This window comes from Streptomyces sp. NPDC008313 (genome assembly GCF_042956125.1).
Classification (GTDB): domain Bacteria; phylum Actinomycetota; class Actinomycetes; order Streptomycetales; family Streptomycetaceae; genus Streptomyces.
In genome coordinates this window covers 228,869-252,425 of the sequence record NZ_JBIBFR010000013.1, presented here as the reverse complement: position 1 = coordinate 252,425, position 23,557 = coordinate 228,869, and the positions used below count along the sequence as shown (strand labels likewise).

22 protein-coding genes and 1 riboswitch are annotated in these 23,557 nt (G+C 73.3%); of the genes, 17 read left to right on the top strand and 5 right to left on the bottom strand.

What is annotated here, in order from left to right:
* Positions 1-140 precede the first annotated feature (140 nt).
* Together trpD and ACFY93_RS19740 are read left to right on the top strand one after the other, a co-directional pair.
* Entirely contained in the window at positions 141-1,205 is a 1,065-nt protein-coding gene (trpD, locus tag ACFY93_RS19745) for an anthranilate phosphoribosyltransferase (protein WP_391360464.1), read from the top strand.
* Between the two features lie 89 nt (positions 1,206-1,294).
* A riboswitch (SAM riboswitch) is annotated at positions 1,295-1,411 on the top strand.
* A gap of 296 nt (positions 1,412-1,707) precedes the next feature.
* The gene (locus ACFY93_RS19740) at positions 1,708-3,138 is read left to right on the top strand and encodes an aminotransferase class V-fold PLP-dependent enzyme (protein WP_391360462.1); all 1,431 of its coding nucleotides are present in this window, start codon (positions 1,708-1,710) and stop codon (positions 3,136-3,138) included.
* A gap of 198 nt (positions 3,139-3,336) precedes the next feature.
* Here ACFY93_RS19740 and ACFY93_RS19735 read toward each other — a convergent pair whose 3' ends face one another.
* Positions 3,337-3,618 carry an Lrp/AsnC ligand binding domain-containing protein gene (locus tag ACFY93_RS19735; RefSeq protein ID WP_391360460.1) on the bottom strand — a complete coding sequence of 94 codons (282 nt, stop codon included), beginning with the start codon at positions 3,616-3,618 and terminating at the stop codon, positions 3,337-3,339.
* A complete protein-coding gene (locus ACFY93_RS19730) occupies positions 3,615-4,367 on the bottom strand; it encodes a rhomboid family intramembrane serine protease (RefSeq protein WP_391360458.1) in 753 nt (250 codons plus the stop codon). The genes ACFY93_RS19735 and ACFY93_RS19730 overlap by 4 nt, the downstream gene beginning before the upstream one ends.
* Positions 4,368-4,517: 150 nt before the next feature.
* Here ACFY93_RS19730 and ACFY93_RS19725 point away from each other — a divergent pair, with 150 nt between their 5' ends.
* The 6 genes from ACFY93_RS19725 (at position 4,518) to ACFY93_RS19700 (ending at position 11,326) form a co-directional block, all read left to right on the top strand.
* On the top strand, positions 4,518-4,757 hold the full coding sequence (locus ACFY93_RS19725) for a hypothetical protein (RefSeq protein WP_391360455.1): 240 nt from the start codon (positions 4,518-4,520) through the stop codon (positions 4,755-4,757).
* A gap of 36 nt (positions 4,758-4,793) precedes the next feature.
* Positions 4,794-6,143 (top strand): NYN domain-containing protein, encoded by a 1,350-nt coding sequence (locus tag ACFY93_RS19720; RefSeq protein WP_391360452.1) that lies wholly within the window; start codon positions 4,794-4,796, stop codon positions 6,141-6,143.
* Positions 6,144-6,484: 341 nt separating this feature from the next.
* Positions 6,485-7,519 carry an NlpC/P60 family protein gene (locus ACFY93_RS19715; protein ID WP_391360449.1) on the top strand — a complete coding sequence of 345 codons (1,035 nt, stop codon included), beginning with the start codon at positions 6,485-6,487 and terminating at the stop codon, positions 7,517-7,519.
* Positions 7,520-7,754: 235 nt separating this feature from the next.
* Positions 7,755-8,777, top strand: a complete 1,023-nt coding sequence (locus ACFY93_RS19710) for an NlpC/P60 family protein (RefSeq protein WP_391360446.1) — start codon at positions 7,755-7,757, stop codon at positions 8,775-8,777.
* A gap of 48 nt (positions 8,778-8,825) precedes the next feature.
* Positions 8,826-10,058 (top strand): hypothetical protein, encoded by a 1,233-nt coding sequence (locus ACFY93_RS19705; RefSeq protein WP_391360443.1) that lies wholly within the window; start codon positions 8,826-8,828, stop codon positions 10,056-10,058.
* A gap of 119 nt (positions 10,059-10,177) precedes the next feature.
* Entirely contained in the window at positions 10,178-11,326 is a 1,149-nt protein-coding gene (locus ACFY93_RS19700; protein WP_391360441.1) for a glycosyltransferase, read from the top strand.
* 163 nt (positions 11,327-11,489) lie between these two features.
* Here the strand turns inward: ACFY93_RS19700 and ACFY93_RS19695 are convergent, their stop codons facing one another.
* Positions 11,490-13,286, bottom strand: a complete 1,797-nt coding sequence (locus ACFY93_RS19695; protein ID WP_391360439.1) for an AMP-binding protein — start codon at positions 13,284-13,286, stop codon at positions 11,490-11,492.
* 338 nt (positions 13,287-13,624) lie between these two features.
* Here ACFY93_RS19695 and ACFY93_RS19690 point away from each other — a divergent pair, with 338 nt between their 5' ends.
* The 6 genes from ACFY93_RS19690 (at position 13,625) to ACFY93_RS19665 (ending at position 18,742) form a co-directional block, all read left to right on the top strand.
* Entirely contained in the window at positions 13,625-14,380 is a 756-nt protein-coding gene (locus ACFY93_RS19690; protein WP_391360519.1) for a metallophosphoesterase, read from the top strand.
* Positions 14,381-14,510: 130 nt separating this feature from the next.
* Positions 14,511-14,963 (top strand): SRPBCC family protein, encoded by a 453-nt coding sequence (locus ACFY93_RS19685; RefSeq protein ID WP_391360437.1) that lies wholly within the window; start codon positions 14,511-14,513, stop codon positions 14,961-14,963.
* 153 nt (positions 14,964-15,116) lie between these two features.
* Positions 15,117-16,313, top strand: a complete 1,197-nt coding sequence (locus ACFY93_RS19680) for an ArsA-related P-loop ATPase (RefSeq protein WP_391360435.1) — start codon at positions 15,117-15,119, stop codon at positions 16,311-16,313.
* Positions 16,314-16,396: 83 nt separating this feature from the next.
* The gene (locus tag ACFY93_RS19675; protein WP_391360432.1) at positions 16,397-16,879 is read left to right on the top strand and encodes a DUF5304 family protein; all 483 of its coding nucleotides are present in this window, start codon (positions 16,397-16,399) and stop codon (positions 16,877-16,879) included.
* 55 nt (positions 16,880-16,934) lie between these two features.
* On the top strand, positions 16,935-17,888 hold the full coding sequence (locus ACFY93_RS19670) for an ROK family glucokinase (protein WP_391360429.1): 954 nt from the start codon (positions 16,935-16,937) through the stop codon (positions 17,886-17,888).
* A 104-nt stretch (positions 17,889-17,992) separates the two neighbouring features.
* Positions 17,993-18,742, top strand: a complete 750-nt coding sequence (locus tag ACFY93_RS19665; protein ID WP_391360518.1) for an endonuclease/exonuclease/phosphatase family protein — start codon at positions 17,993-17,995, stop codon at positions 18,740-18,742.
* A gap of 32 nt (positions 18,743-18,774) precedes the next feature.
* On the opposite strand, the gene ACFY93_RS19660 is transcribed toward ACFY93_RS19665, so the two are convergent.
* The gene (locus ACFY93_RS19660) at positions 18,775-19,449 is read right to left on the bottom strand and encodes a hypothetical protein (RefSeq protein ID WP_391360425.1); all 675 of its coding nucleotides are present in this window, start codon (positions 19,447-19,449) and stop codon (positions 18,775-18,777) included.
* Positions 19,442-20,221 carry an alpha/beta fold hydrolase gene (locus ACFY93_RS19655; protein ID WP_391360422.1) on the bottom strand — a complete coding sequence of 260 codons (780 nt, stop codon included), beginning with the start codon at positions 20,219-20,221 and terminating at the stop codon, positions 19,442-19,444. Before ACFY93_RS19655 ends, ACFY93_RS19660 begins: the two co-directional genes overlap by 8 nt.
* A gap of 217 nt (positions 20,222-20,438) precedes the next feature.
* On the opposite strand from ACFY93_RS19655, the gene ACFY93_RS19650 reads away from it, so the two are divergent.
* The 3 genes from ACFY93_RS19650 to ACFY93_RS19640 all read left to right on the top strand — a co-directional run bounded on the left by ACFY93_RS19650 (position 20,439) and on the right by ACFY93_RS19640 (position 23,480).
* Positions 20,439-21,344, top strand: a complete 906-nt coding sequence (locus tag ACFY93_RS19650) for a 1-acyl-sn-glycerol-3-phosphate acyltransferase (RefSeq protein ID WP_391360515.1) — start codon at positions 20,439-20,441, stop codon at positions 21,342-21,344.
* A gap of 101 nt (positions 21,345-21,445) precedes the next feature.
* Complete coding sequence (gene macS, locus ACFY93_RS19645) at positions 21,446-22,663, top strand: MacS family sensor histidine kinase (protein ID WP_391360419.1); 1,218 nt, start codon at positions 21,446-21,448, stop codon at positions 22,661-22,663.
* 106 nt (positions 22,664-22,769) lie between these two features.
* Entirely contained in the window at positions 22,770-23,480 is a 711-nt protein-coding gene (locus ACFY93_RS19640) for a response regulator (protein ID WP_391360416.1), read from the top strand.
* Positions 23,481-23,557 lie beyond the last annotated feature (77 nt).

Below are 23,557 nucleotides of genomic sequence, written 5' to 3'. Positions count from 1 at the left end.
AGCCCCGTCCAGTTCATGGACGGGGCTCTTTGCCGTTCCCCGGGCTGGATAGGGTGGTCCCGTCCCCGTGCGCGTCACGGGACAGTCACGCAGACACCCCCGCCCCCCGTCCGGGGCGGGGACGGACCCAGGAGCGGCATATGAGCGCTGTGACCCCCGCTGGAGGCGACATCGCGGCGGGCCGTTCCTGGCCCGAGGTACTGAACGGCCTGCTGGACGGACGCGACCAGAGCGCGGACGACACGGCCTGGGCGATGGACCGGATCATGCGCGGTGAGGCGACCGACGCCCAGATCGCCGGCTTCGCGGTGGCCCTGCGCGCCAAGGGCGAGACCGTCGAGGAGATCACCGGGCTGGTACGGGCGATGTACGAGCACGCCAACGTCATCGAGGTGCCCGGCGCCACGGTCGACATCGTCGGCACGGGCGGCGACGGGGCGAAGACCGTCAACATCTCCACGATGTCGGCGATCGTCGTGGCCGGTACGGGCGCCAAGGTCGTCAAGCACGGCAACCGGGCCGCCTCCAGCGCCTCCGGTGCCTCGGACGTCCTGGAGAAGCTCGGCGTCAACCTCCAGCTGACCCCGGCTCGGGTCGTCGAGGTCGCCGAGGAGGCCGGGATCACCTTCTGCTTCGCGGTGAAGTTCCACCCCGCGCTGCGTCATGTGGCCGCCGCGCGAGGGCAGTTGGGGATCCGGACCACCTTCAACTTCCTCGGCCCGCTGACCAACCCGGCCCGGGTGCGGGCGCAGGCGGTCGGTGTCGCCGATCTGCGGATGGCCCCGATCGTGGCCGGTGTCCTCGCCGAGCGCGGCAACTCCTCGCTGGTCTTCCGCGGCGACGATGGCCTGGACGAGCTGACCACGACGTCGACGTCGAGGGTGTGGACCGTGCGGGACGGCAAGGTGACCGAGGAGAGCTTCGATCCCCGGGACGTCGGCCTCGAGCTGGTGCCCGTCGAGGCGCTGAGGGGTGCCGACGCCTCGTACAACGCGGACGTCGCGCGGCGCCTGCTGGGCGGTGAGACGGGGCCCGTGCGCGACGCGGTGCTGCTGAACTCGGCGGCGGCCCTGGTGGCCCTGGAGGGCGGCTCGGGCCCGCTCGCGGACCGGATCGGCGCGGGCATGGAGGCGGCGGCGCGGGCGATCGACTCGGGGGCGGCCCGGCGGGTCCTGAACCGCTGGGTGGCCGCCAGCAACGCCTGAGGGCGAACCGTACGGTGCGACGCGGGGCGCGGTCCGGATTACGGACCGCGCCTTGCGCGTCCGCGGGCGTGTGGCAGGATATGTGACCAGGTCATGAGCGACAGTCATGAGGCCCCGGCCGACTGTCCGGCAACCCTCCGTCCGTGGCGGGGTGCCCCGGGTGAGGACCAGGCCGTGGGCAGCGAGGTCCGCGGCAAGCGCGGACCCCTCGCACTCTCCCGAGTGGCGACACCAGGGGTCCTGGTCGTTCGAGGGAGCCTCCTGTGAGCAAGCGAATGCGCTAGGCCCTGTCTACGCACTCCCCTGCGCCCTCCGGGCGACGAGGGGAGTGTGAAGACGGGGCCCGGGGCCCGTCGAGCCCCGCCTCCGCACCCGTCCTTCCCCCTGTGCCGGCGCCCCGGTCCGTCGTCCACGGCGCCTCCGCCTCGGCGTGCGCCCTCGTGGCCGCCGTCGCGCTGCCCGGCACAGCGGTTCCGCCTGCCTGCCTCACAGGAGTCCCGCCATGTCCGTCGCCACCGCCACCGCCACCGCAGCCGTCACCGCCACGGCCGTCTGCGAGCCCACCGCGTCCCGCGAGCCCGTCGCCGAGCCCACCGGCCGTGAGATTCCCGCCCCGCTGCCCGTCCTCGGCTGCGACGTCACCGTGCCGCTCGTCACCGGTGGCGAGGTCGCCTACGCCGCGCTCGACTACGCGGCCAGCGCGCCCGCGCTGCGCCGGGTCTGGGACGACGTCGCCGCGTACGCGCCCTGCTACGGCAGCGTGCACCGCGGCGCCGGGTACCTGTCCCAGCTGTCCACCGACCTGTTCGAGAACGCCCGCGGCACCGTCGCCGCGTTCCTGGACTGCCGCGACGGCGACGAGGTGTTCTTCACCCGGTCCACGACCGACTCGCTCAACCTGCTCGCCGCCGCGCTGCCCGCCGACTGCCACGTCTTCGTCTTCGAGACCGAGCACCACGCCTCCCTGCTGCCCTGGCGGAACGCCCGCGTCACGTATCTGAGCGCCCCCAGGACCCCCGCCGAGGCCGTCGAGATCCTGGAGCGGGCCCTCGCCGGCCGCGACCCCCACGGACCGGCCCTCGTCTGCGTCACCGGCGCCTCCAACGTCACCGGCGAGCTGTGGCCGGTGCGCGAGCTGGCGGGCGCGGCGCACGCGCACGGCGCGCGCATCGTCCTGGACGCCGCCCAGCTCGCCCCGCACCACCCCGTCTCGGTGCGCGACCTCGACGTCGACTGGGTCGCCTTCTCCGGCCACAAGCTGTACGCGCCCTTCGGCTCCGGCGTGCTCGCGGGCCGTGCCGACTGGCCGGCCGAGGCGGAGCCCTACCTGGCCGGCGGCGGCGCCAGCCGTTCGGTCTCCCGGCGGGCCGACGGGGGAGTGGACGTGGAGTGGCACACCGGCGCCGCCCGGCACGAGGCCGGTTCACCGAACGTGATCGGCGCCTACGCGATCGCGTCGGCCTGCAGGGCGCTCACCGAGGAGGGCTTCGACCGGCTCGTCGCCCGGGAGCGCCACCTGATCGACACGGTCCGGGCGGGCCTCGCCGAAGTGCCCGAGGTGCGCGTGCTGTCGCTGTTCGGCGACGACGCCCCGCGCGTCGGCGTCCTCTCCTTCGTGGTGGACGGCTGGAACAGCTCGCACTTCGCGGCCGCGCTCTCCGCCGAGTACGGCATCGGCGTCCGCGACGGTCTGTTCTGCGCCCACCCGCTGGTGCGCACCCTGCTCGGCGGCGACCCCGGCGCCCAGGGGGAGTGCGGCGCCCCCGAGGCGGCGCCCGGAGAGAAGTCCCTGAACGCCGTCCGCGTCAGCTTCGGCGCCGGCACCCCGGACGAGCACGTGGAGCGGTTCGTCGGGGCGGTGCGGGAGCTGGTCCGCGACGGCGCGAAGTGGACCTACCGCACGCGGGACGGCCGCTGCGTCCCGGCCGTGTGAGGACCGGTCCGCTCGCGCGATCGGCCCGGACAGGCCCCAGGGTCTTTCGTTTGGATCAGGCCGGATCAGGGAGCGGGGTCTGGTGCCGTGCATCGCAAGGCGGAGGAGGGCGACATGGCGGAGCCATGGCAAGCGACGACAACGCGGCGAGGTGCGGTGCCAGGCCCCGCGAGCCCGGCGTGATCCAAACGAGAGGCCCTAGTTGTCCAGGCCGATCGCGAACGCCGCTTCGAGGTCGTGCTGCGAGTACGTGCGGAAGGCGACGTGGGTGTCCGTGGCCTCGACGCCGGGGATCTTGCTGATGCCGGCGGGGATGACGTCCGCGAGGTCGTCGTGGGACCTCACCCGGACCATCGCGATGAGGTCGTAGGTCCCGGTGACGGAGAAGACCTCGCTGACGGAGTCCAGCGCGGCGATCGACTCGGCGATCTCGGGGATCCGGTCCACGCTGGTCTTGATGAGCACGATCGCGGTGATCACGGGTCTTCTCCCTCGGGGGCCGTCGCTGGGGCTTTCACTCTAGCCGCCCTCCTCCCGCTCCCCGCCGTGCGTACCCACGCGTAGAGGAAGCCCAGACAGAAGCCCGCCACGTGCGCCAGATAGGCCACCCCCGGCCCCTGGCCCGCGCGGCTCGCCGCCAGCCACTGCAGGGCCGCCCAGAAGGGCAGCACCACCCAGGCGGGAAGGCGCAGCGGCAGGAAGAACAGGAACGGGAAGAGACTGGTCACCCGGGCGCCGGGGAACAGATAGAGGAATGCGCCGAGCACCGCGGAGATCGCCCCCGACGCCCCCACCAGGGTCTGCTCGGACGTCGCGTGGGCGGCCGCGTAGGCGAGCAGGGCCAGGTAGCCGCAGCCCAGGTAGAACAGGGCGAACCGGAGCCGCCCCAGGCGCCGCTCCGTCATCGCCCCGAAGACGTGGAGGAAGAGCATGTTGCCCAGGAGGTGCAGCCAGCCGCCGTGGACGAACAGCGCGGTGGCCGGTGTCAGCGCCGCCCGCGGGGAACCTCGGAACAGCTCCGCGGGCACCACGCCCCAGCGGGCGAAGTGCGCCTCCTGCGCGGCGAGCAGCCGCTCCCCGGTGCCGTGAGCCGGGCTGAGCCCGGAGACCGGGCCGGTCACGAAGACCACACAGCACAGGATCATCACGCCGTACGTCACCGGGGCCGGGTGGCCCCGGACCGCCCTGACGGCCCTCGCGCCCCAGCCGCCGTCCCCGTCGCCGATCATGAACAGAGCATGGCGTACCGGGGTGAAGCGGACGGAGTGCCTCGCCGCGTGGACGCCGGAGCACGCGGTACCCGTCAGGCCGTAGGGTTACGAGCCACACGCACCAGGTGGACTGGCGCGTCACCAGGACCAGAAGGAGCGACTGCCACGATGACGGTTCCCCTGCCGACGGCCGAGACCCGGTGGCGCTGCACGCTCTGCGGCAACCTCACGCGGTTCGACGTGACGCGCTCGTCGAAGGTCGTCGAGTACATGCACCTCGATCTGGCCGGAGAGCCCACGGTGGAGGAGCGCGAGGTGGTGAGTGAGACCATCGAGTCGGTGCGCTGCCGCTGGTGCAACGCGCTCGATCAGGTCGAACTGGTGGACAGGCCGGGCGCCGGCTCCTGACGGAGCGGGCCCCGCACACAGGAGGTGGGGTGACGGATGGTGGAGACCACGGGCGGGGAGCCGGACGACGGCAGCGCCGAGATGCTCGACCGTCCGCTGCCCGACGGCGTCCGCAGGCGCGTCGTCCAGATCGTGTCGGACGGCTTCGGCGGTCTCACCGTGTCCGAACTGCCCGTACAGTTGCGGCAGTACGCCCGTTTCACCCCGACCCGGCGGGCCAAGTTCGCCGGCAACGCGATGGCGGCGGCGCTGGAGACGGACCCGCTGTTCCGCCAGCGCATCGGCGAGAGACTCAGGGAGGCGCAGCCGGAGCTGACCGGCGCCCTCGACTCCGGCTCGCCGCCCCCGGCCGCGGACCCGCTGGACGTGGCGGCCGCGGCCTACGTACTGCGCCCCACCGACTGGGTGAAGCTGGTGACCGCCGCGGGCGAGGAGGCCCAGCGGGCGGACGCCGAGCGCGCCGACGACGAGGCGCGGGCGGAGCTGGAACGGCTGCGCGCCGAGCTCGCGCAGGTCCGCGCGCTGAGCCGGGACGAGACGGAACGGCTGCGCGCCGAGGCGGAGGCGGCCCGCAAGGAGGCCGAGTCGCTGCACCGCAAGCTGCGCGGCGCCCTCAGTGACGTCAAGCGCGGTGAGGCGGCGCTGCGCAAGCTGCGCGGCGAGATGGAGGCCGTGCGGGCCGAGGGCCAGGCGCAGGTCTCCGCGGCGGAGAGCGAGACGCGCAGGGTCAAGGCGAGACTCGGCGAGGCGGAGGCGGCCCTGGAGGCCACCCGCAGGGCCTCGCGCGAGGGCCGCAGCGTCGAGGACATGCGCGTACGGCTGCTGCTGGACGTGGTGCTCGACGCGGCGCAGGGGCTGCGGCGCGAACTGGCCCTGCCCCCGGTGTCCGTGCGTCCCGCAGAGACGGTGGACGCGGTGGAGCCGGGCCGGATGACCCCGAAGGACATCGCGGCCCGCGCGCTGTCCGAGGACGACCCCGCGATCCTGGACCAGTTGCTCGCGCTGCCCCAGGCGCATCTGGTCGTCGACGGCTACAACGTCACCAAGACCGGCTATCCGCAGATGCCGCTGGAGAAGCAGCGGCTCAGGCTCCTCGGGCAGCTCTCCCAGCTCGCCGCGCAGACCGGCGCCGAGGTGACCTGTGTCTTCGACGGGGCGGAGCTGGCCGCTCCGGTGCTGCTCGCGCCGCCGCGCGGGGTGCGGGTGCTCTTCTCCAAGCCGGGCGTCACCGCGGACGAGCTGATCCGCCAGCTGGTGCGCGCCGAACCGCCGGGGCGGCCCGTCATCGTCGCCTCCACGGACCGTGAGGTCGCGGACGGGATCGCGAAGGCGGGCGCGCGCCCCGTCGCCTCCGCCGTGCTCCTGAAGCGCTTCTCCCGGGGCTGAAACCCCCGCCCGCCGGACGGACCGGCCCCGGGGCGGGGTATTGCGCCGTACGTCTCAAAGGACTCGTACGTTCCTTGCGCAACATCCGGGCGTGATGCCCGATTTGGCGAAACCTTCACGCAACGTAGCGTCAAGCTCGTATCACCGCACGTGAGTTGTATGTAAAGAATGCTGTCGGTGACGGAGATTTTTCCGGCTAGGATTTGAACTGATCACAGGATGGTCACTAGGGTCAGGCCTCGAACCTCCGCTCGGGTGATCACCTACAAGGGGTGACGGTGGAGGGGCACCGCCCGCCGGCGTGATTGGCAGGCGGCTGAGGTAAGAAGGAGCTCGCCTCCGTGGCGTCCCACCGTCGACCGAAGCAGCCGAGCCGCACCCGTGTGACCGTGCTCTCCGCCACCGCCGCTGCTGTCGTGGCCCTGACCTCCCAGGCGGCCAACGCCGCACCGAGCGAGAAGCCGAACAAGGACGAGGTCAAGTCCAAGGTCGACAAGCTGTACGAAGAGGCGGAGAAGGCCACCGAGAAGTACAACGGGGCCAAGGAGAAGCAGGAGAAGCTCGAGAAGCAGATCGGGACCCTGCAGGACAACGTCGCCCGCGGTCAGGAAGACCTCAACGACCTGCGTGACGGCCTGGGTTCGATGGCCTCCGCGCAGTACCGGACCGGCGGCATCGACCCCTCCGTGCAGCTCTTCCTCTCCTCCGACCCGGACGACTACCTCGACAAGGCGTCCGCGATGGACCAGCTGAGCAGTCAGCAGGTCGAAGCGCTGAAGAAGGTCCAGGAGAAGCAGCGGTCGCTCTCCCAGCAGCGCAAGGAGGCCTCGGGCAAGCTCAAGGACCTCGCCGACACCCGTACGGAGCTCGGCAAGAAGAAGAAGGAAGTCCAGAGCAAGCTCGGCGAGGCGCAGCGGCTTCTCAACACGCTGACGGCCAAGGAGAAGGCGTCCCTCGACGCCGAGCAGGCGCGTGCCAGCCGTACCAGCGAGCGCAGCGCCATGAACGGCAGCGACAAGCCGTCCTCCGGCCGCGCCTCGTCCGCGTACGCCGCCGCGCAGAGCGTGATCGGCTCGCCCTACAGCTACGGCCACGCGGGCCCCAGCACCTTCGACTGCTCCGGCCTCACCTCCTGGGCCTACGCCCAGGTCGGCGTCACGATCCCGCGGACGTCGCAGGCGCAGGCCAACGCCGGCACCCGCATCTACTCGCAGAGCGACCTCCGGGTCGGCGACCTGGTCATCTTCTACAGCGACCAGCACCACGTCGGCTTCTACGCGGGCAACGGCCAGGTGCTGCACGCCCCGCGCACCGGCACGGTCGTCCGCTACGAGGCGATCGGCAACATGCCGTTCCAGTTCGGCGTCCGTATCTGATCCCGGCCGTCCGGCCCGGGACCCAGGGGGCGCACGACGCCCCCGAGCCGCCCGAACGGGCGAATGTCCCCTCCCCGCACTGAGCCCGCGCCCCGCCCATGACCTGCGTCAGAGGCGGGGCGCGGGCGTATGGACCCCTCGCGCGCGCTTTGGCCGCCGCGTGATCACGCGGTTACTGTCTGCGGCGTTTCCCCCGATCGCGGGGGTCCGTCAGCGGAAGGGAGTGCGGCCGACCGTGGGGATCCATCGCCGTCTTGCACCGACCGGATTCGACCGGGGCGCCGGCGCCGCCGTCTGCGTGCTGTCCGCCGCGGCGGCGGCCCTCGGCACCCTGCCGGCCACCGCCGCCCCCGAGGCCCCGGGGGACGACACCCCGGCCCGGGTCGACCACCTCTACGAACAGGCCGAGCGCGCCACCGAGGCCTACGACAAGGCCGACGCGCACGCCGACCGGCTGCGCGCGCAGGTCAACGCGGCGCAGGACGGCCTGGCCCACCAGCAGGGGCGCGTCAACACCCTGCGGGACGAGCTGGGTTCACTCGCCGGCGCCCAGTACCGGTCGGGCGGGCTCGACGAGGCCGTCGCCCTGCTCTTCTCCGACGACCCGGACGACTACCTCGAACGGGCCTCGGTGCTCGACCGGATCGGCGCCCGCCAGGCCGGACGCCTCGGCGACCTGGAGCGCGCCCTGCGCGAACTCGCCCAGGACCGCGCCGAGGCCACCGACAAGCTCCTCGAACTGGAGGAGAGCCGCAAGGCCGTCGCCCGGCACAAGCGGACCGTCGAGCGGAAGCTGGCGCAGGCGCGGCTGCTGCTCAACTCACTGCCCGCGGCGCGCCGCGCCGCGTACGCCGGGGCGTCCCGCTCCGGGCGCCCGGACATGCCCGGCCCCGTGGGCGACGCCCCGTCCTCGGCACGGGCGGCGGCCGCCCTCGCCGCGGCCCGCTCCGCCCTCGGCCGCCCCTACGTGTGGGGCGCCAACGGCCCCGGCGGCTTCGACTGTTCGGGCCTCGTGCAGTGGTCGTACGGCCAGGCGGGCGTCGGGCTGCCGCGCACCTCGCAGGCGCAGCGGTACGCCGGACGCAGGGTGCCGCTCTCCCAGGCGCGGCCGGGGGACCTGATCGCCTACCGCGACGACGCGAGCCACATCGCGATGTACGCCGGCGACGGCCGGGTGATCCACGCCCCCTACCCGGGCGCCCCCGTGCGCTACGACCGGGTGGACATGATGCCGGTCTCGTCGGTGACACGGGTCTGACCCCAGGACGTGACCGGCCGCGCGGCGCGGGCCCGTACGATCGGAAAGGTGGCTGGTCGCAGGCGGGTGTCGCGGGCGGGCCCGGCGCTGACCTTGTCGCCGGTCCTCGCGCTGTTCATGGTGCTCGCCGTCCTGGCGGGCTGCGGCGGCCGTCCCGCCCCGGACACCGCCTCGGCCGACGTCCGGCGCCTGCTCGCCACCCGGGCCGCCGCCGTTCTGGACCGCGACGAACCCGCTTATCTGACGACCGCCGCCACCGAGGCGGAACGGGACGAGGCCCGGACCGAGTTCGAGAGCCTGCGCCCCCTCCCGCTGACGTCGTGGTCGTACCGTCTCACCGGCCTGCACCGCACCGGCGACCGGGCGACCGCCGCCGCCGAGCTGCGCTACCGGCTGCGCGGCTACGACACCGCGCCCGTCACGGCCGCCCGCGCCCTGCGCCTGACCCGCGCCGACGGCCGCTGGTACGTAACCTCCGACGAACCGGCCGAGAAGACCGGCGAGCAGCTGTGGGAGCAGGGTGCCGTCGGCGTCGTACGCGGCGAGCACAGCCTCGTCCTCGGCGTCGGGCAGACGGACCGGGCGCTGCGCCGGTACGCCACGCTCGCCGACCGCGCCGTACCGGCCGTGTCCGGGACGTGGGGCACGGACTGGGCGGGCCGGGTCGTCGTCCTCGTACCGCGGTCCCTGAAGGGGATGGCCGCCCTGCTGGGCGCCTCGGCGTCCGGGTACCGGGGCATCGCGGCGGTCACCACCGGGGAGGCGGGCCACTCGGCGGCCGCGCCCGCCGACCGGATCATCGTCAACCCCGAGGCGTACGGGGTCCTCGGCGACGTCGGGCGGCAGGTCGTCCTCAGCCACGAGACGACCCACGTCGCCACCCGAGCCCACACCACACCGGCCACCCCGCTGTGGCTCTCCGAGGGATACGCGGACTGGGTCGGCTACCGGGGCACCGGACGCACCGCCGGGCAGGCGGCGCCGGAGCTGGAGGAGGCGGTGCGGGCGGGGCGGGTGCCGGACGGTCTGCCGGACGACGACGACTTCGGCTTCGCCGGGGACGCGGGACGGCTGGCGCGGGCGTACGAGGGCGGCTGGCTGGCCTGCAGGATGATCGCCGACCGGTGGGGCGAGACCCCACTGAACGCGTTCTACCGCGCCGTCGGCGACCACGGGAAGCGGTCCGGGGCCGTCGAGGAGGCGCTCCGGGACGTCCTGCACACCACACCCGAGGCGTTCACCGCGCAGTGGCGGGACTATCTGCGGGCGAGCCTGCACTGACCCGCGCGCACCGGCGGGCTGCCCGCGCCCCGCGCGTCGGGGGTGGTCGGGGAGCGGTCCCGCCCGCGGCCGTGACTGCCCTGCGGGCGCGGAGGCGGCGTTCGGTACTGTCGACGGCGATGCACAGGACATTGATCGTCACCAATGACTTCCCGCCCCGGCCCGGCGGCATCCAGGCGTTCCTGCACAACATGGCGCTGCGCCTCGACCCGGAGCGGCTCGTCGTCTACGCCTCCACGTGGAAGCGCGGCCGCGAGGGCGCCGAGGCGTGCGCCGCCTTCGACGCGGAGCAGCCCTTCACCGTCGTACGGGACCGCACGACGATGCTGCTGCCGACGCCCGCCGCGACCCGCAGGGCCACCGGACTGCTGCGTGAACACGGTTGCACGTCGGTGTGGTTCGGGGCGGCGGCGCCCCTCGGCCTGATGGCGCCCGCGCTGCGGAGGGCGGGCGCGACGCGGATCGTGGCGACCACGCACGGCCACGAGGCCGGCTGGGCCCAACTGCCCGCCGCCCGCGGGCTGCTGCGCAGGATCGGCCAGTCGACCGACACGATCACCTACCTCGGCGAGTACACCCGCTCGCGGATCGCGACGGCCCTGACCCGGCAGGCGGCCTCGCGCATGGTGCAACTGCCGCCCGGCGTCGACGAGAAGACGTTCCACCCCGGCTCCGGCGGCGACGAGGTCCGGGGCCGCCTCGGGCTCACGGACCGTCCGGTGGTCGTGTGCGTGTCCCGGCTCGTCCCGCGCAAGGGCCAGGACACCCTGATCGCGGCGATGCCGCTGATCCTGGCGAAGGAGCCGGAGGCGGTCCTGCTGATCGTCGGCGGCGGCCCCTACGAGAAGGACCTGCGGCGCCTCGCGCGCGAGACCGGGGTGGCGGACTCGGTCCGCTTCACGGGAGCCGTGCCCTGGTCCGAACTCCCCGCGCACTACGGGGCCGGTGACGTCTTCGCCATGCCCTGCCGCACGCGCCGGGGCGGCCTGGACGTGGAAGGGCTCGGCATCGTCTATCTGGAGGCGTCCGCCACGGGCCTGCCCGTGGTCGCCGGGGACTCGGGCGGCGCGCCCGACGCGGTGCTCGACGGGGAGACCGGCTGGGTCGTCCCGGGCGGATCCCCCGAGTCCACCGCCGACCGCGTCACCGCCCTGCTGGCCGACCCCGGACTCCGGCGCCGCATGGGAGAACGGGGCCGGGCCTGGGTCGAGGAGAAGTGGCGCTGGGACCTCCTGGCCGACCGCCTGGAACACCTGCTGGAGCAGTAGGCCCGGCGCCGTGATCCAGCCCCTCGGGCGTGTGAGGAGCTGGATCCGGGGCGGGAAGGGGTCGAGAGGGCGGAAATCCCGTACGGCCTCGCCCGCCCCGCCGGCGCCCCCGGAAACGCGAACGGCGCGGACCCGACGGGCCCGCGCCGCGACCCCCGAGGGGCTATCCCCGGTAGATCCCCTCGATCTCCTCCGCGTAGTCCTTGGCCACCACGTTCCGCTTCAGCTTCAGCGACGGCGTCAGATGCCCCGACTCCTCCGTGAACTGCGCGCCCAGCACCCGGAACTTGCGCACCGACTCCGCCTTCGACACCGCCGCGTTGCCGTCGTCGACCGCGCTCTGGATCGCGGCGAGCAGATCGGGGTCCTCGCGCAGCGACACCGCCGTGGACCCGGCCGGCTTGCCGTGCTCCTCGCACCAGCGGCCCAGGAACTCCTCGTCGACGGTGACCAGCGCGCCGACGAACGGACGTCCGTCGCCGATGACCATGCACTCCGCGACCAGCGCGTGCGCCCGGATGCGGTCCTCGATCACCGCCGGGGCGACGTTCTTGCCGCCCGCGGTGACGATGATCTCCTTCTTGCGGCCCGTGATCCTGAGGTAGCCGTCCTCGTCGAGGGTGCCGATGTCACCGGTGTGGAACCAGCCGTCGGCCAGCGCCTCCGCGGTCGCGCCCTCGTTGTTCCAGTACTCCTTGAAGAGGTGCTCGCCGTGCAGCAGCACCTCGCCGTCGTCCGCTATCCGCACCACGGAGCCGGGCAGCGGCTGGCCGACCGTGCCGATCTTCGTGCGGTCCCACGGGTTGAAGGCGGTGGCCGCGCAGGACTCGGTCAGGCCGTAGCCCTCCAGGACCGTGAAGCCGATGCCGCGGAAGAAGTGCCCGAGGCGCTCGCCCAGCGGGGCGCCGCCCGAGATCGCGTACTCGCCCCGGCCGCCGAGGACCGCGCGCAGCTTGCCGTAGACCAGCTTGTCGAAGGTCTTGTGCTTGACCCGCAGGCCGAGCGACGGGCCGGACGGGGTGTCCAGCGCGCGGCTGTAGGCGATCGCCGTGTCCGCGGCCTTGTCGAAGATCTTGCCCTTGCCGTCGGCCTGCGCCTTCGCGCGCGCCGAGTTGTAGACCTTCTCGAAGACGCGCGGGACGCCGAGGATCAGCGTCGGCCGGAACGAGGCCAGCTCGTCGGTGAGGTTCTTGATGTCGGGGACGCAGCCGAGCTTGATCGGGGCCATCATCGGCGCGATCTGCACCAGACGCCCGAAGACGTGGGCGAGCGGCAGGAAGAGCAGCACCGAGCACTCACCGGTGCGGAAGAGCGGACGCAGCCGCTCCACGATGTTCCCGCACTCGGCGAAGAAGCTGCGGTGGGTCAGCACGCAGCCCTTCGGGCGGCCCGTCGTGCCGCTCGTGTAGACGATCGTCGCCGGGTCGTCGGCCTTCGCGAGCGCGCTGCGCTCCTCGACGGTGGCGTCGCTGAGGTCACGGCCGGCCCGGCCCAGCTCCTCGACGCCGCCGGTCTCGATCTGCCAGACGTGCTTGAGAGCGGGCAGCCTGTCGCGGACCGACTCCACGGTGGCGGCGTGCGTGTCCAGCTCCACGACGCACGCGGTCGCGCCGGAGTCGCCGAGGATCCACTGCACCTGCTCGGGCGAGCTCGTCTCGTACACGGGCACGGTGATGGCGCCCGCGCTCCAGATGGCGAAGTCGAGCAGCGTCCACTCGTAGCGGGTGCGGGACATCAGGCCCACCCGGTCGCCGGGCTGGACGCCCGAGGCGATCAGGCCCTTGGCGGCGGCCCGCACCTCGGCGAGGAAGGCGGTGGCGGTGACGTCCTGCCACACGCCGCCCACCTTGCGGGCGGTGACGGCGACGTCGGGGTGCTGCGCGGCGTTTCTGCGGATGATGTCGGTCAGATTGCCGTCCGCAGGGACCTCGTACAAAGCCGGAAGGCTGAACTCGCGCAAGACTGCTGCTCCTCATAGGGCGCCGGCGCCACGACTCCGTGTGCTGCGACGGTGCGGTCCAAGGCTCGGGCAGGTACTCAGGGACGCCGTTGTTGAATTCCTGAGTACGACTGGACTGCCCGGACGTTACCCATCGGTACGAGGGTTTCGATAGGGGGTCCCGGTGAGATGTTCCATGCGTCACATGTCGTGGCGTTCCTGGGCAGAGAGTAGTCCACGCGCCTTCCGGGCAGCCAGTCGCCGCAGGTCCGGCCGCCTCTGTTCACCGTTGCCGCACACGCCTACGCTTGATCGCCATGGCACCCACGCAATCCGGTGACACCAGGACGCGCGTCCACGTGATCAGCGACGTGCACGGCAACGCACGCGACCTGGCCAGGGCGGGAGAGGGCGCGGACGCCCTGATCTGCCTCGGCGACCTGGTGCTCTTCCTCGACTACGCCGACCACTCGCGCGGGATCTTCCCGGACCTCTTCGGCGTCGGCAACGCGGACCGCATCGTCGCCCTGCGCACCGCGCGCCGCTTCCAGGAGGCGCGGGAGTTCGGCGCGGCCCTGTGGTCGGGCATCGGCGCGGACCGCGCCGCCGTCATCGAGAAGGCGGTGCGCAAGCAGTACGCCGAACTGTTCGCCGCCTTCCCCACTCCTACGTACGCCACCTACGGCAATGTCGACATGCCGACTCTGTGGCCGGAGTACGCGGAAGAGGGCACCACCGTCCTGGACGGCGAGCGCGTGGAGATCGGCGGCCGGGTCTTCGGCTTCGTCGGCGGCGGCCTGCGGACCCCCATGCGCACGCCCTACGAGATCAGCGACGAGGAGTACGCGGCGAAGATCGAGGCCGTCGGCGAGGTCGACGTGCTGTGCACGCACATCCCGCCCGAAGTGCCCGAACTCCTCTACGACACCGTGGCCCGCCGCTTCGAGCGCGGGAGCCGGGCGCTGCTGGACGCGATCCGCCGCACCCGCCCCCGCTACTCCCTTTTCGGCCACGTCCACCAGCCCCTCGTACGCCGGATGCGGGTCGGCGCGACGGAGTGCGTGAACGTGGGGCACTTCGCCGGGTCCGGGAGGCCCTGGGCGCTGGAGTGGTGAACCCCAGGTGGGGTGACGGGGGCCGGACCCGTGCGCGGTAGCCTTCACGCGGCACACACGTGCGCATCACGGCGCCGCGCACACGTGCGCACACCTCTCTGACCGGACCGCATCTGGAGGAGCCACGGCGATGGCGGAACACACCAGCTCGAGCATCACGATCGAGGCGGCACCGGCCGACGTCATGGCGGTCATCGCCGACTTCGCCCGTTACCCCGACTGGACCGGCGAGGTGAAGGAGGCCCAGGTGCTCGGCACCGACGAGCAGGGCCGCGCCGAGCAGGTCCGGCTGGTCATGGACGCGGGCGCCATCAAGGACGACCAGACCCTCGGCTACACCTGGACCGGCGACCACGAGGTCTCCTGGACCCTGGTCAAGTCCCAGATGCTGCGGTCGCTGGACGGCTCCTACATCCTCAAGCCCGCCGGATCCGGCGCCACCGAGGTCACCTACCTGCTGACCGTGGACGTCAAGATCCCCATGCTCGGCATGATCAAGCGCAAGGCCGAGAAGGTCATCATCGACCGGGCCCTGGCGGGCCTGAAGAAGCGCGTCGAGGAAACCAGCCCCTCCGGCAGGTGAGGAGCGGGGCCCGGAGCGGAGCCCCGTGCCCGGGAGGGGAAGGAGCGGAGGGGGCGAAGGAACCCCCGGCCCGGCGCCCCACCACCCGCGGCTCACCCCTCGCACCACCGCTCCCGCACCCCCGCCGGCAGGGCGCGGGTACCGTTCACCCCCATGCGCACCCTCCTGATCACCGGCCCCGGCGGCAGTGGCCGAACCACGCTCGCGGCGGCCACCGCGCTGCACGCCGCCCGCCACGGCACCCGGACCCTGGTGCTCAGCGCCGACCGCACCGACACCCTGGGCGCCGCCCTCGGGACCGGGACCGGCGCGGCCCCCGTCGAAGCCGCCCCCGGACTGACCGCCTGGCGGCCCGACGCCGCCCGGCGTTTTCGCGAGGACCTCACCGCCTTCCAGGAGCGGGCCGCCTCCGCCCTCGACCTGCTCGGCGCCTCCCGGCTCGACCCCGAGGAGCTCACCCCGCTCCCCGGCGCCGAGGAACTCGCCCTCCTGCGCGCCCTGCGCGACGCGGCGACCGCGCAGGCCGGGACGTACGACCTGGTCGTGGTGGACCTCCCCCCGGCCCCGCAGGCCCTCGCGCTGCTCGGCCTGCCCCCCGAACTCCGCCGCTATCTGCGCCGGCTGCTGCCGCCCGAGCGCCAGGCGGCCCGCGCCCTGCGCCCCGTGCTCGGCCGGCTCGCCGGGGTCCCGATGCCCGCCGAGCGGCTCTACGAGACCGCGGCCCGCTGGGACGTCGAGCTGGCCGCCGTGGAGTCGGTCGTCGAGGACCGGGCCACGACCGTACGGCTGGTCGCCGAACCGGGCCCGGCCGGCACCGACGCGGTCCGCACCGCCCTCACCGGCTTCGCCCTGCGCGGCCTGCGCGTGGACGGGCTCGTCGCCAACCGGGTCCTGCCCGCGTCCTGCGACGACACCTGGTCCGCCGCCCTCGCCGCCCAGCAGAGCAAGGCGCTCCAGGAGTGGCGGGACCTGCCCGGCATACCCGGCGAGCGGTCCGGCGTGCACGAGGTCGCCCACCTCGGCGGCGACCCGCGCGGCGCCGGCGACCTCACCGCGCTCGCCGTGCCCGGCGCGGGCGAGGCGCCCTCCCCGGTCGAATGGCCGCTCGCCGACCGCCTCGCCGACGACGGCGTACTGGTCTGGCACATCCCGCTGCCCGGGGCCGTACGGGAGGAGCTCGACCTGGTCCGGCGCGGCGACGAACTCGTCGTCACCGCCGGGTCCTTCCGGCGGATCGTCCCGCTGCCCTCGGCCCTGCGCCGCTGCGCCGTGGACGGCGCCGCCCTGCGCGAGGGCGAGCTGAGGATCCGCTTCGCACCCGACCCCGGCCTGTGGCCGCGCGAGCGCTGAGCGGCGCGCGTTCCCGCGGACGGTGAAGCACCCGGCGCCGTTCGGGTACCGTCGAAGGGACGAACCGTAGGCAGGAGTCCGCCATGAGCGAAGAGCACCCCCCCTCTCGCCCCCCGTCCGACGAGGCCCGGGACCGAGCGGCCGACGAGGTGCCCGTGGCCGACGCCGACGCCTGGGCGCAGGCGTGCGCCGAGGACCTGGAGGAGGAGCGGGCCCGCCGCCGCGCCCGCTACGGCGCGCCCCCCGGCTCGGCGGCCGAGGAACTGCGCAAGCTGATGGACGCCGCCCTCGGCAAGCTCTCCGGCCTGCAGTCCCCGCTCCTCGGCGCGGTCGCCGGCGGCGCCGCCCAGCAGGTGGTCAGCCAGGTCGTGGAGCAGGCCAGAGCCGCCGTCGAACCCGTCATCGAACGCAACCCGGACGTCTTCGACCACCTCGCCGCCGCGGGCTCCGAACTGCTCGCCGCCTACCGCTCGGCCGTCGAGGCCCAGGAGCGCCGCTGGACCGCCCGCGACGCCGGTTCCGGGGACGAGGGGACGGGTCCGGGGGTCCACATCGACCTGGACTGACGGTGGCCTCGGGTACGGTTGGCCGTAGCGGGGCTCGACCGAAACTGAGGGATTCATGGGACTCACCATCGGCGTCGACATCGGCGGCACGAAGATCGCGGCCGGCGTGGTCGACGAGGAAGGCAACATCCTCTCGACGTTCAAGGTGCCGACCCCCAGCACGTCGCAGGCGATCGTGGACGCCATCGCGGCGGCCGTTGAGGGTGCCCGGGCGGGGCACGAGATCGTCGGCGTCGGCATCGGCGCCGCCGGATACGTCAACCGCCAGCGCTCCACGGTCTACTTCGCACCCAACATCGACTGGCGGCAGGAGCCGCTGAAGACCGAGGTCGAAGGACGCGTCGGCCTCCCGGTCGTCGTGGAGAACGACGCGAACGCCGCCGCCTGGGGCGAGTACAGGTTCGGAGCGGGCAAGGGCCACCGCAACGTCATCTGCATCACCCTGGGCACCGGCCTCGGCGGCGGCATCATCATCGGCAACAAGCTGCGCCGCGGGCACTTCGGGGTGGCCGCCGAGTTCGGCCACATCCGCATGGTGCCCGACGGTCTGCTGTGCGGCTGCGGCTCGCAGGGCTGCTGGGAGCAGTACGCGTCGGGACGGGCGCTGGTGAGGTACGCCAAGCAGCGCGCCAACGCCACCCCCGAGCGTGCCGAGGTGCTGTTCGCGCTCGGCGACGGCACCCCCGAGGGCATCGAGGGCAAGCACATCTCCATGGCCGCCCGCCAGGGCTGCCCGGTCGCCGTCGACTCCTACCGGGAGCTGGCCCGCTGGGCCGGCGCCGGCCTCGCCGACCTGGCCTCCCTCTTCGACCCGTCCGCCTTCATCGTCGGCGGCGGCCTCTCGGACGAGGGCGACCTGGTCCTCGACCCGATCCGCAAGTCGTACAAGCGCTGGCTGGTCGGCGGCAACTGGCGGCCGGTCGCCGACGTGATCGCCGCGCAGCTGGGCAACAAGGCGGGGCTCGTCGGAGCGGCGGACCTCGCCCGGGAGCCCGACCCGATCATGTGACGCCACCGGTGGCGTACCGCTGACGCCATCCGGTCTCGTACCGCAGCGCCCGCCGCGCCCCGCCCGGGGACGGCGGGCCTTTGCGTATCTTGATCCTCATGGCGATGGATCCGCTGCCCAACTCCCGCACCGAAGCCGACGGTTCGGCCGTCATCCGGGTGCTCGGCTACAACATCCGCTCGATGCGTGACGACACCGACGCGCTGGCCCGCGTCATCGCCGCCTGCGCACCCGACCTCGTGCTGGTGCAGGAGGCGCCGCGGTTCTTCCGCTGGCGCAAGAAACTGGCCCGGCTCGCGTCCGCGTCCGGACTGGTCGTTCTCACCGGCGGCGGCACCGCCGCCGGACCGGCGATCCTCTGCTCCCTGCGGGCGAGGGTCGAACGCACCGAGGACGTCCTGCTGCCGCTCACCCCCGGTCTGCACCGGCGCGGCTTCGCCACCGCCGTCGTCCGCTTCGGCGGCGCCCGCGTCGGCGTCCTGAGCTGCCACCTCTCGCTCCAGAAGGACGAGCGGTACGAACAGGGCGGGATGCTCCTGGACCGCCTCGCCGGGCTCGGCACCCCGCACGCCGTCGCGGGCGGCGACCTCAACGAACGGCCGGACGGCCGCACCTTCAAACGGCTCGCCACCGAGCTGCGGGACGGCTGGGCGACCGCGCCCTGGGGCGGCGAGCACACCTCGACACCCGGCGACCCCCGTCAGCGCATCGACGCGCTCTTCGCGACGGAGGGCGTGGAGATCCTGGGCTGCGGAGTGCCGCTGGGCCTGCCCGGGGTGACGGAGAGGGACCTGAGGGCGGCGACGGACCATCTGCCGGTCCTGGCCGCCCTCAGGATCCCCGCGTCCCGCTGAGAGGCTGTCGGACACCCCCCCCCGGGCCGGGGTCAGACCACCGCGCCCCGCCCCGGGTCGTCGTCCTCGTCGTCGTCCGTCCTCATGCGCGCCACCAGCGTGACGAAGCCGCCGAGGAAGCCGCCGATGCCGACCGTGGCGAGCCACCACTCCATCTCCCAGCCGAGGAGAACGGCGAGCAACAGCACCACGGGGCCGCCGATCACGCCGAGCCAGGCGAACTTGGCCGTCGTGTCGGCGGCGGGCAGCGGAGGCGGCTCCGGCGGCACGAAGTGGCCCTCGTCGTCCTCGTCGAAGTCGCTGTCGGAGGGCTCGGGCACCGTGTGGTCGCGGGGGCCGCCGACGCCGGGGGCGAAGGCGACGGAGCTGCCGAGCGGCCTCGCGGAGCCGTCGTCGCCCCGCCCCGGTCCGCCCCGGTCGGCCTTCTGGGACTTGTCGGTCTTATCGGCCTTGTCCGGCGGGTCCGCGGTGTCCGGACCGCCGCCGGCGCCCCCGCCGTCCGTGTCGTTCGTCCCCGCTTCCAGCAGTGCCAGGTCCTCGACCGACTTGAAGGGCTTGGCGCCGGGCGGATCCGGCGGCTCCTCCCCGTACCCGGCGACGATGGCCTGCCACGCGGCGTCCTCGTCGAAGGGCACGCTCTGCTCGTCGCCGCGCGGCACCTCCCGCTCGTCGCGGTCGCCGCGGTCCGCGGCGTCGTGCTCAGCCACCGGTTGCCGTCCCTTCCTTGCCGACACTGGGTGCGAGCCGGCCGATGAACGCGTAGCTCTCCTCGAAGATCCGGTCCGCGTCGTGGTCCAACGTCGCCACGTGGTAGCTCTGTTCCAGCAGGATCTCCGTGACGTCCGTGGACGACACCCGGCCGAGGACGCGCGCCGAGTCGGCGGGCGGCACGACATGGTCCTGAGGGCTGTGCAGCAGCAGCATCGGCTGGGTCACCTGCGGCAGCTCGCCGTCCACCATCCGCAGGAAGTTCCGCAGGGAGTGGGCCGCGTGCAGCGGCACCCGGTCGTAGCCGACCTCCACGCCGCCGTCCTTGGCGATGTCACTCGTGAGCCCCTTCGTCGTGCGCACCAGGTGCCGCACCACGGGGAGGGCGGGCGCGGCGAGTCCGTGCACCTTGTTCGCCGGGTTGACGACGACGACGCCGCTGACGCCGTCCCCGTGCTTCGCGGCGAGACGCAGGGTCAGCGCGCCGCCCATCGAGAGACCGAAGACGAACACCTGCGCGCACCGCTCGCGCAGGGCCCGCAGCTCACGGTCCACCTCCGCGTACCAGTCCTGCCAGCCGGTGAGCTGCATGTCCTCCCAGCGCGTCCCGTGTCCGGGCAGCAGCGGCAGCGTGACGGTCAGTCCGCGCTCGGCGAGATACTCCGCCCAGGGGCGCAGCGACTGGGGGGAACCGGTGAACCCGTGACAGAGGAGAACACCGACCTCTCCACCCTCGTGGCGGTACGGCTCGGCTCCAGGAAGCACCGGCACCTTCGGTCTCCTGTTCATGGTGGACGACGTGAACGGCATGGACGCGTGGACGCAGGGACACCCGCACGGCAGGGACGACGCGGCGACAGATCTCCCGGGCGTACTTCACCGTACGCGACCGCACTGACACCGACCAGGGTCGTCGGGGCCTTCCGCGGTTGTCCGGGTTAGGGTCTGTCCGACAGACACAGGAGGCACTCGGTTGATCTACGGCGCTATGAAGTTCTCCATCGGAGGGTCGCTGAAGCTCGCCTTCAGGCCCTGGGTGGAGGGCCTCGAGAACATCCCCGCCGAGGGCCCCGCCATTCTGGCGAGCAATCACCTGTCGTTCTCGGACTCCTTCTTCCTGCCCGCGGTCCTCGACCGCAAGGTCACCTTCATCGCGAAGGCCGAGTACTTCACCACGCCCGGGGTCAAGGGCAGGCTGACCGCCGCCTTCTTCAAGGGCGTGGGCCAGCTCCCGGTGGACCGCTCGGGCGCGCGCGGCGCGGGCGAGGCCGCCGTCCGCAGCGGCGTCGAGGTGCTGCGGCGCGGTGAGCTGTTCGGCATCTACCCGGAGGGCACACGCTCGCCCGACGGCCGCCTCTACCGGGGCAAGCCCGGCGGCCTCGCCCGCGTGGCGCTCGCGAGCGGCGCTCCGGTGATCCCGGTCGCGATGATCGACACCGAGAAGATCCAGCCTCCGGGCAAGGTGATGCCGAAGCTGATGAGGCCCGGCATCCGCATCGGCAGGCCGCTGGACTTCAGCCGCTACAACGGCATGGAGCACGACCGGTTCGTGCTGCGCGCCGTGACCGACGAGGTCATGTACGAGATCATGAAGCTCTCCGGCCAGGAGTACGTCGACATGTACGCGACCGCCGCCAAGCGGCGGATCGCGGAGGCGGCGAAGGCCGAGAAGCAGGCGCAGAAGGAAGCCGAGCAGGCCGGGAAGCGGGCGGAAGAGGAAGCCGGGCAGGCCGGGAAGCAGCAGGCCGGGGAAACCGGGCAGGCCGGGGAGCGGGCGGCCGGGGAAGTCGGACAGGCCGGGGACACCGGGCAGGCCGAGACCGGGCAGGCCGAGACCGGGCAGGCCGAGACGGAAGCGCGGAAGGAACTGGACGCCGGGAAGTCCGGCTCCTAGCCGCGGGGGAAGCACGGAGCACGCGGGACGCACAGGGCCCGCGGGACGCGTGAGGCGTCCGGGACGCGTGGGGCGTCCGGGGCGCACGGGGGTGGGGGAGCATGGCCAGGCGCGAGCGAGTCATGAGGATGTCGGTCGAGCAGCCGCTGTGGCGTGCGCTGACCGGGTACCGCGTGCTGACCATGCTGTACGCGATCGGGCTCTTCGCGACCAAGTACGACGACTTCCCGCGGCCCCGGGTCGCCATCGCCTACTTCGTCCTGCTGTCCGTGTGGACCCTCGCCACCCTGCCCAGGGTCGCGAACGCGGCGAGCTGCACCCGGCGGTTCCTCGCCGCCGACCTCGCCATCGCGCTCCTCGGCATCGTCCTCACCCCGGTCGCGGACGCGCACGACCGGATCGTCGCCGGCGGCCCCACCCTGCCGTCCATATGGACCGCGGGCTCCGTGCTGGCGTTCGCGGTCAAGGGCGGCTGGCGCTGGGCCGCGTTCGCCTCGACGCTCGTCGGGCTCGCCAACATCGTCGAGCGCCGCGCGCCCAGCCACGACACCGTCCACAACGTGCTGCTCGTCTGGGTGGCGTCCATCGCCATCGGATACGTGGTGGAGGTCGCCCGCGCCTCGGAGCGCACCCTGGCCCGCGCCCTGGAGATCGAGGCGGCGACCCGTGAGCGGGAGCGCCTGGCCCGCGACATCCACGACAGCGTCCTCCAGGTCCTCGCCATGGTGCAGCGGCGCGGCTCCGCCATGGGGGGCGAGGCGGCGGAGCTGGGCCGGCTGGCGGGTGAGCAGGAGGTGGCCCTGCGCACCCTCGTCTCGGGCGGCCTGGTGCCGGTGTCCCGGGTGTCCGAGGACGCCTCCCAGGGCGCCCTCGTGCACGCGGTGGACGAACCCGACGGCGACCCGTTCGGGGCCGGTGGGGGCGGCCCCGTCGACCTGCGCGCGCTCCTCGCCCCGCACGCCACCGCGCGCGTCACGCTCTCCGAACCGGGCGCCCCGGTCCTGCTGGAGCCCGCCGCGGCACGCGAGCTGGCCGCCGCCGTGAGTGCCGCGCTGGACAACGTCGACCGGCACGCCGGTGACGGGGCCCGCGCCTGGATCCTGGTCGAGGACGAACCGGACGCGGTGATCGTGACCGTACGGGACGACGGCCCCGGCATCCCCGAGGGGCGGCTCACCCAGGCCGAGGGGGAGGGGCGGCTCGGGGTGGCCCTGTCGATCCGCGGCCGGCTGCGCGACCTCGGCGGCACGGCCGAGCTGATCTCCGTCCCGGGCCAGGGCACGGAGGTCGAACTGAGGGTCCCCAGGCCCCACCCGTGACCCGCACGGCGACGACCCCGGGAACCACGACGAAGACGACGACGATCGAGAGAACGACGACGATGACGAGAACGAAGACGACGAGGAAGAGGACGGCGGCACAGCGATGACGGAACCCACGCCCACCGGGACCGCGCCGGGAGCGGAGAAGGCCCCGATCAGGGTGATGGTCGTCGACGACCATCCGATGTGGCGCGACGCCGTCGCCCGCGACCTCGCCGAGGCCGGCTTCGACGTCGTCGCCACCGCGGGCGACGGCGACCAGGCCGTGCGGCGTGCCCGCGCCGCCGCGCCCGGCGTCCTCGTCCTGGACCTGAACCTGCCGGCCAAGCCCGGCGTCCAGGTCTGCAAGGAGCTGGTCGGCGCCGACCCCGCGCTGCGGGTCCTCGTCCTGTCGGCCAGCGGGGAGCACGCCGACGTGCTGGAGGCGGTGAAGTCCGGCGCGACCGGCTATCTGCTGAAGTCGGCCTCCACCCGGGAACTGGTGGACGCGGTGCACCGGACGGCCGTCGGCGACCCGGTGTTCACGCCGGGACTCGCGGGCCTGGTGCTCGGTGAGTACCGCAGGCTCGCCTCCGAGCCCGCGCCCGCGGCGGCCGGACCGGACGAGCCGAAGGCGCCCCGGCTCACCGACCGGGAGACGGAGGTCCTGCGGCTGGTCGCCAAGGGCCTGAGCTACAAGCAGATCGCCGAGCGTCTGGTCATCTCCCACCGCACCGTGCAGAACCACGTGCAGAACACCCTCGGCAAACTCCAGCTGCACAACCGGGTGGAGCTGGTCAGGTACGCGATAGAGCGGGGCCTCGACGACGAGTGACCGGCCCGCTCGCGGAGCCCGCTCGAACGCCCGCGTAAACCGGGCGACATACCCCCATAGAGTGAACGCGATTGATC